Genomic DNA, 14,192 nt, shown 5'->3' on the forward strand with positions numbered 1-14,192 from the left:
TTCATACATGCTGATCAATCAAGATGACATTGCCATCTGGATCGGTCAGCATCATACTGCCTGGCCCAGAGGATGATTCATCCGCTTCAGACATCAAATCAACACCTTGTGATTTAAGCTGCTTTTGAATGACACGCACATCATCAAATTCTGACAACACTTGGTTTTGCGCATCCCAGCCTGGATTAAACGTCATGATATTACTGTCAAACATGCCTTGAAACAATCCTATCGTGCTGTCACCATTGCGCATGATTAACCAACCTTGTTCAACATCACCACCCACAGCTTTAAAACCCAGCTTTTCGTAAAAGGTTTTTGAAACCACCAAGTCAGCAACATTCAAACTCAAAGAAAAAGCACCTAATTTCACAAACCACCTCGTGACAAAAAATTAAAAATATGATTATATACCTTAACAAACAGCCTTACACATTTTGAATAGCAATATCATGAAAAACCAAAAAACAACAAATTTAACCTCAGCCATAGCCTTTGCACTCACTTGCCAAACATGTACAGCCGAATCTATAGAAGTTAGCGAAGCAACAGATGACGGTACAGGACTGATAGAAAACAGCTTAAGTTGGGCCATCCATCAAGCCAACATCAATGAAACGCATGACATTATTGAATTGCAAACAGATGTGTTATTGACTGGTGTAATGAAAAGGTTGATTGACTCTGATGTAACTATTGAAAGCTCAGGCGCAAGAAAACACATCAATGGCAACCAACAATTCAGGCCTCTTTTTATCAAATCTGGCCAAGTTACCATCAATAACGTTGACATTATTGATGGCAGTGCCATTGGCGGAAACAGCAGCAAAGGCGGTGCTGGCGCAGGATTGGGCGGTGGACTTTTTATTTACGATGGGCAGGTAAAGCTCAACAACATCACATTTGACAACAACCAATCAAAAGGCGGGTTAATAAACCAATCTAATATTCAAGGCGGTGGTGGCATGTTTGGCCGAGGCAATTATTACGGTGGTGGCGGCTTATTTGGAGATGCCATAGGTAATTATGTAAATGGTGGATACGGGGGTTATGGAAATTACAGAGACAATGACCCACATTTTGGTGGAGGAGGAGGATACGCACCTCCGCCATACGTGGGCGGCTTTGGCGGTGGCGGATCATTCTCCTATAACTTTTACGGAAATCGAGGCGGATTCGGAGGAGGTGGAGGTTCTACTTATGCAGATTCGCCAAACTTTGCTGGAGGAAATGGTGGGTTCGGCGCAGGAGGTGGTTTATCACAAAAATACAACAACCATGGAGAAGCAGGCTTTGCTGCCACCAACCAGAATGCAGCAGGCTTAGGAGGCGCTGTATTTATCAGGTCCGGACAACTAGTGATGTCTGACGTTGTTATACAAAACAACCATTCATTGAGTTCGGGTCAGGCACAAGGCCTGGGCGGCGGTATGTTTATATTACACAACCTGAACAACAGTAACAGCAACAATCAAGGCATGCCAGACAAATTACCACGTGTGTTTGCTTGCGGAATGCAATACATAGACAACTCAGCCGATTCAGATGACAACTCTCTACACAATAATAACAATATCTATGACTCTGCAGCCAGGCTTGTATCAACTCAAGGCGGCTCAGAAATGAATGCTTGCCTACACGAGCAAGAGATTTTAGTCAGTGGAAACAACGTCAACATTTCAAGTGGAGACGATACACCTAACACTGAGGATAACACTGATTTCGGCACCGCTGTTTTTGTCTATCAAACCATTTCAAAAACTTTCAAAATAAAGAATTCAGGCAATTCACTATTGATACTAAATAAAATCGAATTAATTAACGACACCAGAGATCCTTTTAAAATTGTATCTGACTTGACTACAGATCACTTACACCCCAATGAAAGCACTAACTTCAGAATCAAATTTACTCCCAATCAACTGTTCAGTGAAAGCCATGGATTGATTAATATCAAGAGTAATGCTCCGAATCAAAACTATAATTTTGAAATTAAAGGACGATCCGTACATGACTTTATATTTAGAGATCACTTTGAGTAAAAATCAGACTGACTTTTCATTAGGCCTGAATTCAGCAGACACAAAAAAACAGGGTCGCCACAGAAGGAGGTTGTGGCGACCCTGTTTAGGTCAAATCATTTCATATGCACTGAGCCTACGACTTGTTTATTTTTTAGTGGTTTTCTTGGCTGCTTTTTTGGCAACTTTTTTGGCCACTTTTTTGGTTTTATCTGCTGCTTTTGCAGTGGTTTTAGCTACCTTTTCTGTCGCTTCAGCAGCTTTTTTGGTGGTTTTCTTGGCTGCCTTTTTGGTTGCTTTTTTTGCAGTGCTTGCAGCTTTCTTAGCAACTTTTTTCGGCTTAGCCGTTTTGCTGTCTGACAACTTGCTGACTTCTTCAGTCAATGCGTCAATTCGGCTCACCAAATCTTTCAACTCTTTTGTGCTCGGCACACCTAAAGAATGCAATGATTTTTCAACACGTTTTTCAAATACATCTTCTAATTTATCCCAACTTTCTGATGCACGTTTTTTTGCTGAACTGACAGTTGAGTCAACTGTTGACTTCACTTCATTGACGGCTTTTTGTGGCACGGCTTTGAATAACTTTTCAAAATCTTTGCCTTCATCAATTAATTTGTCGTAGATTTTTTTGCCTTCAGTTTGTGCTTTAGCAAAAGCACCCAAACCTGCCAACCAAATTTCATTGGCCGAACCTACCAAAGATTCTGCCAGTTTTGGTGATTTGTTATCAGATGCAGATTTTTTCAATGTTTTCTTTTTGGCCATAATTACCTCGGTTTGCTCTAGAATTAAAATGTTTAGTACAAAATTGTTTTGTATCAATGTGGCATATTTTGTGCAAACATTATAGAGCAAACACCCTAAATGCTGCAATTATCAAAAAAAATTGTCAATTTCTCGTCATCTGCGCTTTAGTGATTGTGCATTGCCACATGAATCCATACAATACAGAGCCCATACGAGCAACCAGTTTGCTTTCTTTTTTAAATCAAATCAAGACACAACATGACTGACAGAAAAACCTTAGCCAACGCCATCAGAGTTTTGGCAATGGACGCCGTACAACAAGCCAATTCAGGCCACCCCGGTGCTCCTATGGGCATGGCAGACATTGCCGAAGTATTGTTCAATGACTTTTTAACACACAATCCTAAGAACCCAGACTGGATTAACCGCGATCGATTCGTGATGTCCAATGGACATGGGTCCATGCTGCCTTATGCAGCATTGCATTTGTCAGGTTATGACTTGAGCATCGATGACTTGAAACAATTCAGGCAATTACATTCAAAAACACCTGGTCATCCAGAATATGGTTACACACCAGGTATTGAAACCACCACTGGTCCTTTAGGTCAGGGTATTGCCAATGCCGTGGGCATGGCTTTGGCTGAAAAGTCATTGGCAGCCATTTATAACAAACCTGGCCATGACATAGTTGACCATCACAGTTATGTGTTCTTAGGCGACGGCTGTTTAATGGAAGGGATTTCGCATGAAGTGTGCTCTCTGGCGGGAACACTCAAATTGGGTAAGTTGATTGCAATCTATGATGACAACAACATTTCTATTGATGGAGAGGTTGACGGTTGGTTTACCGATGACACAGTCAAACGATTTGAAGCCTATAATTGGCAAGTGCTTTCTGTTGACGGTCATGATGCCGATGCTTTGAAAGCGGCACTAGAACAAGCACAGCAGAATGCTGAGCAGCCCACCATTATTTGTGCCAAAACAGTGATTGGTTCTGGCGCACCAAACAAAGCCGGCTCTCATGACTGTCATGGCGCACCATTGGGTGCAGATGAAATTCAAGCCACACGAGAAGCTTTGGGTTGGACACATGGTCCATTCGAAATTCCTGCTGAAATTAAAAATGCTTGGGATGCCACCATTCAAGGTGAAGAAGCAGAAAGCAATTGGAATGCACAATTTGCAGCCTATAAAAAAGCTTACCCTGAATTAGCAGCTGAGTTTGAACGCCGCATGTCTGGCGACCTGCCTCACAACTGGAACGAAAGTGCCGACGCATTCATCGCCAAGGTGGCAGCTGACGCGCCAGAACTGGCCTCAAGACAAGCATCTAAGTTGGCCTTAGAAGGTTTTGGGCCTCACTTGCCAGAGTTTTTCGGTGGTTCAGCTGATTTAACACCTTCCAATAACACTTTTTGGTCAGGATCAAAATCCATCAATGAAGCTGTTGTTAATGACACGCCTTATGATGGTAACTACCTGTCATACGGTGTGCGTGAATTCGGCATGAGCGCGATCATGAACGGCATGGCTTTGCACGGTGGTTTCATCCCTTATGGCGCCACATTCTTGATGTTTTCTGAATACGCCCGAAATGCATTGCGCATGGCGGCTTTGATGAAAATCAGAAGCATCTTTGTTTACACGCATGATTCTATCGGTGTCGGCGAAGATGGCCCAACCCATCAACCTGTCGAACAAACACCCACTTTACGGTTGATTCCGAACATGCACGTTTGGCGTCCTTGTGATGCGGTTGAGTCTGCTGTATCTTGGCGTCAAGCAGTTGAAAAAATCGACGGCCCCAGCTGTTTGCTGTTTACACGTCAAGGGGTTAAACACCAAGACCGCACTGAACAACAAATTGCTGACATTGCCAAAGGTGGTTATGTCCTGGCTGATTGCTCTGGTGAGCCTGAGCTGATTATCATTGCCACGGGGTCTGAAGTGGGCATTTCTATGGAGGCCACTCAAGCCCTAAAAGCACAAGGTAAAAAAGTTCGCTTGGTTTCTATGCCATCAGCTGAACGCTTTGAAGAACAAAGTGCCGAATACAAAGCCAGTGTGCTGCCAGCACAATGTGACAAGCGCATTGCGGTTGAAGCGGCGCAAGGCGACTTCTGGTATAAATACGTCGGCTTGAATGGCCGTGTGATTGCACAAAATACATTTGGCGAATCAGCACCTGGTAATGTCTTGTTCAAACATTTTGGTTTCACAGTCGAGCATGTCATTGAACAGGCCAACGAACTGTTAGCTTAAGAAATTAAGTTAAAAAAATCCCCGCTGTCATGATTTGCCAGCGGGGATTTTTTTATGCTTCAATTAATATAATTCAGCCAAATATACCATTCGGCATTTGTGCCAACTTAGGCGCAATCACCAATGACACAATCGCCATCACATTAATCAAAATATTCATCGCAGGGCCTGATGTATCCTTGAATGGATCACCCACAGTATCACCGACCACAACAGCCGTGTGAACATCTGAGCCTTTACCTCCCAAGTTGCCTTTTTCTACGTATTTCTTGGCATTATCCCAAGCACCACCGGCATTGGCCATGGTCAGCGCCAACAGTACACAAGAAATCAAAGCACCACCGAGCATGCCACCGAGTGCAGCTGCACCCAATCCAAAACCCACCACAACTGGCGCAAACACAGCCAAAGCACCTGGAGCCACCATGCGTTTTAAAGCAGCTTGGGTTGAAATATCAACACACTTTTTACTGTCTGGTTGCGCAGTGCCTTCCATCAGACCAGGAATCTCTTTAAATTGGCGACGGATTTCTTTGATCATATCAAAAGCTGCATCACCCACTGCACGCATCGTCATAGCCGACACCACAAAAGGAAAAATACCGCCCAAGAACATGCCCATCAAGACCATCGGGTTACCAATGTCCAAAACAAAGCCTTCTACTTGACTAGAAATAACTTCGATAAAAGCGGCAATAATAGCCAACGCAGCCAAACCAGCCGCACCAATGGCAAACCCCTTACCAATCGCTGCTGTGGTATTACCCACTTCATCTAAACCATCTGTAATTTCTCGAGTTTCCGCACCCAGCTCAGCCATTTCTGCAATACCCCCGGCATTATCAGCGACTGGACCATACGCATCTATTGCCATGGTGATTCCCACTGTGGCCAGCATACCAACAGCAGCAATGCCCACACCATAGACACCCGCACCTTCAGGTAAAATCATAGCCGTACCAAAAATAATACCCGCCAAGGTAATGACAGGAATAACAACTGACTCCATACCCACAGCCAATCCTGCAATCATGACTGTCGCTGGACCGGTTTCCCCACCTTTAGCGATATCGCGTACAGGTTTACTACCGGTATAATATTCGGTCACCAAACCAATCAAAATACCGCCGACCGCACCCAACAAGACGCACATCCAAACTATTGAATTCACATCCAAGGCAGCAGTCGTAAAATAAGCGGCAACAATAAACAAAACAGTGGCGCCAATGGTTCCGAAACGCAACGCCACATCGGGCTTTTTACCTGAAAACATTTTCACTAAGAGGATACCCAATACCGAGCATAACAACCCAGTTGAAGCCAATGCCAAAGGCAAGAACATCAAAGATTCTCGCTCAGCTGCCATCTGGCTGAACAGTGTCACTGACATGGTAGAGGCAATCGCAATACAAGCAATCATCGAGCCGCAATAAGACTCAAAGATGTCTGAACCCATGCCTGCCACATCGCCAACATTATCACCCACATTATCGGCAATCACACCTGGGTTACGTGGATCATCTTCTGGAATACCTGCTTCAACTTTACCGACTAAATCGGCCCCCACATCAGCACTTTTGGTAAAAATACCACCGCCAACACGTGAGAATAAAGCCACCACTGAACCACCCATACCAAAACCATGAATCGCTTCAACAGTGTGTGGATCACCTGCAAACATCAAATACAGTGTACCCAAACCCAACAACCCCATGGCTGCCACAGTCAAACCCATGACCGATCCGCCATAAAATGCCACTGACAAGGCCTTGGCTGCACCGTGTTCATTGGCCGCAACAGTCGTTCTCACATTGGCTTTGGTGGCTGAAAACATACCAAAGTAACCTGCAATTCCAGAACAAACAGCACCCAGCACAAAGGCAAAAGGTGTTTGCCAATGACCAAAGCCCAAGTACAAGCCAATCGTCAGGATGGCAACAAAGCCATATAAAAGGGTATATTCTCGACGCATAAAGACCATCGCGCCTTCATGTATCTGTTGTGCAATTTCTTGAACTTTACCGGATCCGGCTGGCATTTTGACAATCATGCCGAAGATGACCAAAGCCATTAACAGGCCAAAGCCGCCCACCACAAGTGGCAGTATTTCTATATTCATGTATTGATTCCTCTTTTTGTATTAGGCGACACCTTTAACTCGGCTCTCCCTACACAAATTGCGCCATGACTGGCCACAGAACCAAGTACAGATTTCGTTATATTCGGCCGTGAGACCGTGCTCTCTTTTTATGAATCCGAGCCATATATTTGATTTTATTTTTCTCGGTTCTCTTTTATTGTAACAGCCCAAGATACAGTCCATCAATCGCAATTTTTACAGTTTAGGACGTTATTTTGACACTTTCCGTTATAATGTAATTTTTTTCACAGCAGTCAGCATGAACTCGCCTTTTTATTTGATCGATTTTGACCCCGTATTTCTGTCAGTTGGCCCTGTAAGCATACATTGGTATGGCGTAACGTATTTAATTGGCTTTGCCTTTTATTGGTTATTGGGCACATGGATGATTAACAACAGAAAAACCAGCTGGGACAAGGACCAACTGTCTGATTTTATGTTTTATGGCGCTTTAGGCGTTATTGTTGGTGGTCGCTTAGGCTGGGTGGCTTTTTATAATGACGCCTCTTTACTTAACGATCCACTGTTGATTTTTCGCGTTTGGGAAGGCGGCATGTCATTTCATGGTGGATTGATGGGTGTGATCACGGCCATGTTTTACTTCAGTCACAAAACCAAAAGACACTTTTTAGACACCGCTGACTTTATCGCGCCACTGGCACCTTTAGGCATATTTTCAGTGCGCATGGGCAACTTCATTAATGGTGAATTATGGGGCAGGTTAAGTCAACACCCTTGGGCGATGATATTTCCTGATTCTTTACCCCTTCACTTACAGCAAAGTAACTTTGTCAGCAAAGCAGCATGGTTAGCGGCACATGAGGCTGGTCAATTTACAGCTTATGCCAGACACCCATCACCTTTATATGAAGCATTGGGCGAAGGCTTATTGGCATTCTTCTTAGTTTGGGCTGCAGTTTTTCTTGCTAAAAAACGAGGCACAATATCCGCTGTGTTTTTGCTCTGTTATGCAAGCGCACGTTTTTCTGTAGAATTTATCAGAGAACCCGATGCCAACCGAGGTTTTATCTTTTTTGACTGGATGACCATGGGGCATATACTTACCCTGCCTTTGTTTGCACTGGCTATTTTGATTCTCGTTTCCAATCGAAAACAAGTTCGTAAACCATAGAAAACATCAGTAAAAACCAGCCAAGTTCAAGCGACGACCCCCACCCCTTCGAGCTTGGCCAACACCACTCAATACAGAGTCCAGTTCAAAATGACCACCTTTCGGTATAATGTCCACACTCAACTTCCAGCGATTGGGCTGTAAGAACAAAGTACCAGATACTGTCATCACCGCAGAGTCGCTACTTATAACACCAGTGACCATTCCTTCTTGTTGCGTTTCAAATACCAGCGTCACTGTTCCCATGTCTTTAAGACTGGGTTTAATCATTTTAAAGTCTTGTAATGTGATTGAACCTGAGGCCCCTTTTAAACCGCCATTTTTTTCAAACCTTAAGCGGCTCATATCAAAATTCAAGTAACCTTCCATTTGCCCATACCTCATGTGCAAGAAAGGTTTTAAAATACTCCAGTCTATATAACCTCGTAAAGATTGAATCACCACACGCGCTTCACTGGCATGGTCTAAAGCTGCCGTGAGGTCATGGTGCGCCCCCCTGACCCGCAATTTTCCACCTAAGGAATTAAACCAGTTAGGGTATAACAACCACTCGGCCTCACCCAATGGTAATTGTTGATACTTCAGTTTTTCGGCAGAGCCTTTAACTGCGGTACCACCAACACCAGTCATTACCAAGGGTTTTAAGTGCTTAGATGCTTTGTCATAATACAAATTAAGCGGTGTCACGGCCACAGCTATGACAGATAAAATTATTAAAATAAATACCAGTTTAAAAAATTTCCCAAACATCATTTCACCAAAGTCATTCGTATATCACATAATCCATTGGCCTTGTCTTTTGCTACTACATCTACTTGTATAACTGACACACCAAAAGCGCTTTCAATATTTGTTAACCAATCAACCACCTTATCGAAAGGTGCATTCTGTAACCAAAGTGTCATGGTATTTTCGTCAACAGGTTCAGCCCGCGTCACCAACGTTTGTAACGACAATCTGACCATCTGCTGATCTAACCAAGCAGAAAAAGTGACATCATTCGGCACAGAACCCTGTGTTTGTACACCTTGTTTTGTTGCTAAGCTTTGCTCCATTTGCACCAATTGTTGGTTTAAACTTTGTAGCCTCATGTGCTTGGATGCCAAGCTCCTGTTTACTGGCAAATAAACAAATGCCAAAAACAAAGCCAATATCAAAAATACAATGCCAGATTTAGCCAACTGTTGTTCGCGATCTGACAAGTTTAAAAACCATTTATTCATCCACAATGCCTCACAGTTTTTCCATTGTTATCACAGATTTAAATCGTCCCGCATTTTGTTCGTTAACACCAATCAAAACTTTAAATCCCAACGCCGATTGTTGTAAACTTTGTTGAAAGCGGTTAATCAAAGTCATAGTCTCTGCAGTAATTTGCACTTCCAGTTTTTTATCCACCATGCGAAGCGATTGAATGTCTATGTTTTGTTTGTGACTTTGAATGGCTTCACCTAAATGGTTCAGCGCCGTTAAAAAAGGTGTTTCTATTGACTCGGCCTGATTTACACGCTGCATTCGTGATTGTAATGCCGCATATGGATCCACCAGTTCGCTTTTGCTGGCATCACCAAACCGACTTGTAAACAAAGCCAACTGTTGAGACTTTATGTCATCTAACCTTTGATTTACCTGTATATGTTGAAAAGATTTAATCCCAATCCAGCTGACGATTAAAACGGCGGCTAAAATCAATACCTTTGCTTGACTCAAAGGCTTATTATTATCTTCAATCTTCAGCCATCCTGCAGGCATTAAGTCAATCACAGGATGGTTGTTGATGGCATAAAAGCAATCTGATAACTGAATAGCAGGCTTGGCTTCAAGTTCGGCTGACAGCCATTCAGGTGCTATCGGATGATTCGACTGAACCCAGTCTAAATCTGCAGCAAAGACCGGCAACATACTGACCACTTGTTCTTTTGCAACACTTAATGTCTCACCCTCACCCAAGCACAGCAAAGCTTGATCCTCATGAATCCAAATACTGACTACGCCTTCAGATTTAGGACAAAAATCCACTTCAGACAACAGACGCTTGACATTAATTTCATGTGTGATCACGGCAGCTTTTAGTTGTGATAAGTGCATTAGACTGACAACAGACACCTTCTGCCTTCCTTCTTCTAAGATGGCAAAAGCAAAATGATTGTCTTCAACGTCATTACTCAACTCCTCCTCAACAGCATAGGGGATTGATTGCTTTAACACTTCTGTATTTTTTGAAGGTACACTACTCTGGGTTTGATAAACCCAGGTAGCTGGGAGCAGCACTGTCCATTCTTTGTCTTTAGGCACATCGGCCCAGTCCTTGATAATAGACTCACGACTGCGCTTATTTTCTTGATCAAAAATACAGGCTTGATAAGGCACTCCATTTTGATTTAATCTCAGTATGTACTGCTGTGACATCTCAACATTTATCCAAAAAAAAGCCCCAACAGATCATTCTGTTAGGGCTTTTTATTATAACCAATTGCCAATCAAATGTATTGGCTTATGCGGTCGCTTTTCTGTGTTTTGGCATCAACCAATAAGCCAGTGCAGGTAACAACAGCAAGGCACCAACCATATTTAATACAAACATAAAGGCCAACAAAATGCCCATATCTGCTTGGAATTTTAGGTCGCTGAACATCCAAGTGCCAACACCAATACCCAAAGTCATGGCAGTGAAAAATACCGCTTTACCTGTCAGTTGTAAAGTTTCTTTATAGGCGTCAAATAAGCTCATACCTTGACGCAACAAAGTTTGTAACTTGCTGAAAATATAAATGCCATAGTCAACACCAATACCAACACCCAAAGCCACAACCGGCAGGGTATTCACTTTCAAACCAATACCCAAATAAGCCATTAATGCATAGGCCAAAGTTGACACCAAGAACAAAGGCAAAACGATACTGATGGTACCTGCGATTGAACGGAAAGTGATCAAACACAGCAAGATGATTGCGCCATATACCATGAATAGCATCGGCATTTGCGCACCTTTAACCACATCATTCGTTGCCGCCATGACACCGGCATTACCCGTGGCCAAACGGAACTTGACTTCACCTTCATTCAAAGCACCCTCTTCATTAACTGATGCCGGATTCGCAACTTGATAGGCTTGAACTGCGTCTACAACATTATTAATTGTTGTCGCTTTGTGGTCATCTGTAAATATTGTTACTGGCATTGCACTACAATCTCGATTCAAGAGGCCCGTGTCTGTATCAATATTGGACAATGACTGTCTCATCACATAGTTGTTTCGAGACAGTTCTCTCCACTTGATATTGCCTTCGTTCCAACCAGCTGTTATGATTTTTGCAACTTGCGGCAAAGTGATGACTTTTTGAACGCCTTCGACATTCGTCATGTGCCATGCAAAACGATCGATATTTTCCATCGCTTTAAAGCTTTCTGTACAAGCATTGGGCGTGGTTTCAGCAATCACATTAATCATATCAACACCGAGTGAAAATTCACTGCTGATTTTCATTGCATCTTGATTATATCTGGCTTCAGGACGCAGCTCAGGAACACCAGCTTGCGAGTCTCCAATTTGCATTTCTTGACCTTTGAAATAACCAATAACAAACAATCCAATCGCCAACAAGACCACCAAAGTAGCCACTGGGTTTTTAGCAAATTTAGCAATGCTGTGCCACACACCTTCTTTTTGCGTATTGCGCTCACATTTAGCACAAAAGGCTTCGAAGTTCTTCATCTTCACACCCGACAACAACAAAGGCAAAATCACCATGTTAGTGATGATAATCAGGGCCACACCAATAGTCGCTGTGATGGCCAATTCTTGAATGATACGGATGTTAATAAAATAAATGGTGGCAAAACCTATGGTATCTGATAACAAGGCAATGATACCCGGTGCTAACAGCGCACAAAACGCACCACGTGCCGCCAAATCAGCATTGTGATTTCCTTTTTGGTGAACCAACTGATCAGTCCACCCTGAAATCATTTGTACACCGTGACTCACACCTATGGCAAACACCAAAAACGGAGTCAAAATATTCATAGGGTCAATACCCATTCCCAGTATTTTCAAGAAACCCAGCTGCCAAATCACAGCCGTGATAGAACATAGGATTGGGTACAGAGTTAGCTTCCAGTGCTTAGAATACCAAAACAACAAGATTGCTGTAATCACGATAGCCAAAGCAAAGAAGTACAGCACGGAAATGGCACCTTCTGAAATGTCACCAACAATTTTCGCAAATCCGATGATGTGAACTGTTTGGCCGTCTCCTTCAAAATCTGTACGGATTTTTTCTAATTGTTCGGCAATGTTTTGGTAATCAATTTTTTCACCAGTTTGTGGATCTTCTTCAAGCAAATCTGCCCAAACCATGGCGCCATTAAAATCCTCAGCAACCAACCTTCCCAAAACACCAGATTTTACGATATTAGCTTTGACAGTTTCATAAGCTTCAGGACTGGGTGAAAAATCTGATGGAATAACATTTCCTCCCGCAAAACCATCTTCAACCACCTCTACAAAGCGGACATTCGGCGTAAATATTGACTTTACACTTGGTCGATATACACCTTCAATGAAATTCACTTCATCAGTAACTTTTTCCAGCTTCCTGAAAAACTGGTCGTTAAACATGTCTCCACTGTCATCGACCAATGCGACCAACACCCTGTTGGCTCCGCCAAAGTCTTCTTCATACTGCAAAAATGTTTGCATGTATTCATGATCTAATGGCAATTGCTTTTTAAAACCTGCATCTACCTGTAATTGACTGGCCATATATGCCATAAATATTGTGATAGCAACGACCATCAATAAAATTAATTTCTTGCCACTGAACAACACCGATTCACAGGCCGCAGCAAAAGTAGATTTTTTCATATGCTCACTCATAACAGCCCCTTATTGATACATCGATTGTTGATAAATACCTTCTTCGCCTACCAAGATTAAATCATTACCTGACTTAACTCCAGCAGCATAGTCATCACCTGAACTTTCTTCGCCCATGGCGCTGAGTGTTCCATCATGGTAACGCATTTTGGCACCATTGGCACCGACCAAGACCATGACATCATCATTGATTAAAATTGAACCAAACCAACTGTCCAAATTTGGGTTATTAACTTCTTCCCAGGTGACACCCTCATCATCACTGCGCAATACATGACCACGCAATCCATAAGCAATCACCTCATTGTTTAAACTGTTTATGCCAAACATAGAGCCGGGGTAAGGTAATTCTACATCTTGCCAAGTGCTTCCTTGGTCTTCACTTCTGAACATAAACCCAGCTTCTGCAGCCACAACCAATGTACCCGCTTCAGTGATAATAATGTCATTCAAATGGTAATCTAATTCTTCAGATATCAAATCATCATTCCAATTTTTACCACCATCCTCTGTTGAAAATAAAGTGCCATAGGCACCAATCACAAACCCAGTATTTTCATCTAGAAAGATTGCTGATAAAAAAGGCACTTCTCTTTCGGGGTCAGAAAACTGTAATTCCCAAGTTGCACCGTTATCACCGCTGTGAATAATGGTCGCATCATGCCCAACTGCCCAAACATGTTTTCCAGAAGAAGCCACCTTGGTTAAAGCAGCTCTGGTCGGTACGGCTGCAATTTGCTGCCATGACTGACCGTTGTCATCACTTTTAAGTACATGACCGCGCTCCCCAACTGCTATCATATCCTCACCTACATAGGTCACAGACAGCAACAATGACTCAGCTGCCAGCCCCATTATTTCAGCCGTGTCTTCAGCCCAAACAGAGCAGCTGAACAACACCAACAATAAATTAATTTTTTTCATTATTTTCATCGTTTTAATTACAAAAAATGGCCATGAACTTACGCCCATAGCCACCTGAACTTATTCTTGAATCACGAA

The 14,192-nt window shown here is 42.9% G+C and carries 11 protein-coding genes; 3 read left to right on the plus strand and 8 right to left on the minus strand.

The genetic code is table 11. From position 1 onward, the window contains the following. Nucleotide 1: 1 nt before the first annotated feature. Entirely contained in the window at nt 2–373 is a 372-nt protein-coding gene (locus FET73_RS01685; protein ID WP_179952050.1) for a VOC family protein, read from the minus strand. A 79-nt stretch (nt 374–452) separates the two neighbouring features. On the opposite strand from FET73_RS01685, the gene FET73_RS01690 reads away from it, so the two are divergent. After that, nucleotides 453–2,042, plus strand: a complete 1,590-nt coding sequence (locus tag FET73_RS01690; RefSeq protein WP_154222174.1) for a choice-of-anchor D domain-containing protein — start codon at nt 453–455, stop codon at nt 2,040–2,042. Between the two features lie 126 nt (nt 2,043–2,168). Here FET73_RS01690 and FET73_RS01695 read toward each other — a convergent pair whose 3' ends face one another. After that, entirely contained in the window at nt 2,169–2,789 is a 621-nt protein-coding gene (locus FET73_RS01695) for a phasin family protein (RefSeq protein WP_154222175.1), read from the minus strand. Between the two features lie 240 nt (nt 2,790–3,029). Between FET73_RS01695 and tkt the strand changes: the two genes are divergently transcribed. Then, nucleotides 3,030–5,039: a transketolase gene (gene tkt / locus FET73_RS01700; RefSeq protein ID WP_154222176.1), complete on the plus strand. Its 2,010-nt coding sequence runs from the start codon at nt 3,030–3,032 to the stop codon at nt 5,037–5,039. Between the two features lie 73 nt (nt 5,040–5,112). Here the strand turns inward: tkt and FET73_RS01705 are convergent, their stop codons facing one another. Continuing rightward, nucleotides 5,113–7,158, minus strand: coding sequence for a sodium-translocating pyrophosphatase (locus tag FET73_RS01705; protein WP_154222177.1), 2,046 nt, complete (start codon nt 7,156–7,158; stop codon nt 5,113–5,115). Between the two features lie 280 nt (nt 7,159–7,438). Between FET73_RS01705 and lgt the strand changes: the two genes are divergently transcribed. After that, nucleotides 7,439–8,311: a prolipoprotein diacylglyceryl transferase gene (gene lgt / locus FET73_RS01710; protein ID WP_154222178.1), complete on the plus strand. Its 873-nt coding sequence runs from the start codon at nt 7,439–7,441 to the stop codon at nt 8,309–8,311. 6 nt (nt 8,312–8,317) lie between these two features. Here the strand turns inward: lgt and gspN are convergent, their stop codons facing one another. The 5 genes from gspN to FET73_RS01735 all read right to left on the minus strand — a co-directional run bounded on the left by gspN (nt 8,318) and on the right by FET73_RS01735 (nt 14,114). Then, nucleotides 8,318–9,061, minus strand: coding sequence for a type II secretion system protein N (gene gspN / locus FET73_RS01715; RefSeq protein WP_179952051.1), 744 nt, complete (start codon nt 9,059–9,061; stop codon nt 8,318–8,320). Further along, the gene (gene gspM, locus FET73_RS01720) at nt 9,061–9,534 is read right to left on the minus strand and encodes a type II secretion system protein GspM (protein ID WP_154222180.1); all 474 of its coding nucleotides are present in this window, start codon (nt 9,532–9,534) and stop codon (nt 9,061–9,063) included. Before gspM ends, gspN begins: the two co-directional genes overlap by 1 nt. Before the next feature lie 10 nt (nt 9,535–9,544). Continuing rightward, nucleotides 9,545–10,720, minus strand: coding sequence for a type II secretion system protein GspL (gene gspL / locus FET73_RS01725; RefSeq protein WP_154222181.1), 1,176 nt, complete (start codon nt 10,718–10,720; stop codon nt 9,545–9,547). Between the two features lie 85 nt (nt 10,721–10,805). Continuing rightward, entirely contained in the window at nt 10,806–13,178 is a 2,373-nt protein-coding gene (locus tag FET73_RS01730) for an efflux RND transporter permease subunit (protein ID WP_154222182.1), read from the minus strand. A 21-nt stretch (nt 13,179–13,199) separates the two neighbouring features. Further along, on the minus strand, nt 13,200–14,114 hold the full coding sequence (locus tag FET73_RS01735; protein WP_179952052.1) for a WD40/YVTN/BNR-like repeat-containing protein: 915 nt from the start codon (nt 14,112–14,114) through the stop codon (nt 13,200–13,202). Between the last annotated feature and the right edge of the window lie 78 nt (nt 14,115–14,192).

Source organism: Marinicella rhabdoformis (genome assembly GCF_009671245.1).
Taxonomy (GTDB): Bacteria; Pseudomonadota; Gammaproteobacteria; order Xanthomonadales; family Marinicellaceae; genus Marinicella; species Marinicella rhabdoformis.

Excerpts from the sequence above, each read along its gene's own strand:
- FET73_RS01695 (WP_154222175.1), bottom strand. The coding sequence starts at position 2,789 with ATGGCCAAAAAGAAAACATTGAAAAAATCTGCATCTGATAACAAATCA.
- gspM (WP_154222180.1), bottom strand. The coding sequence starts at position 9,534 with ATGAATAAATGGTTTTTAAACTTGTCAGATCGCGAACAACAGTTGGCT.
- FET73_RS01735 (WP_179952052.1), bottom strand. The coding sequence starts at position 14,114 with ATGAAAAAAATTAATTTATTGTTGGTGTTGTTCAGCTGCTCTGTTTGG.
- FET73_RS01705 (WP_154222177.1), bottom strand. The coding sequence starts at position 7,158 with ATGAATATAGAAATACTGCCACTTGTGGTGGGCGGCTTTGGCCTGTTA.
- FET73_RS01690 (WP_154222174.1), top strand. The coding sequence starts at position 453 with ATGAAAAACCAAAAAACAACAAATTTAACCTCAGCCATAGCCTTTGCA.
- FET73_RS01730 (WP_154222182.1), bottom strand. The coding sequence starts at position 13,178 with ATGAAAAAATCTACTTTTGCTGCGGCCTGTGAATCGGTGTTGTTCAGT.
- tkt (WP_154222176.1), top strand. The coding sequence starts at position 3,030 with ATGACTGACAGAAAAACCTTAGCCAACGCCATCAGAGTTTTGGCAATG.
- gspL (WP_154222181.1), bottom strand. The coding sequence starts at position 10,720 with ATGTCACAGCAGTACATACTGAGATTAAATCAAAATGGAGTGCCTTAT.
- lgt (WP_154222178.1), top strand. The coding sequence starts at position 7,439 with ATGAACTCGCCTTTTTATTTGATCGATTTTGACCCCGTATTTCTGTCA.
- gspN (WP_179952051.1), bottom strand. The coding sequence starts at position 9,061 with ATGTTTGGGAAATTTTTTAAACTGGTATTTATTTTAATAATTTTATCT.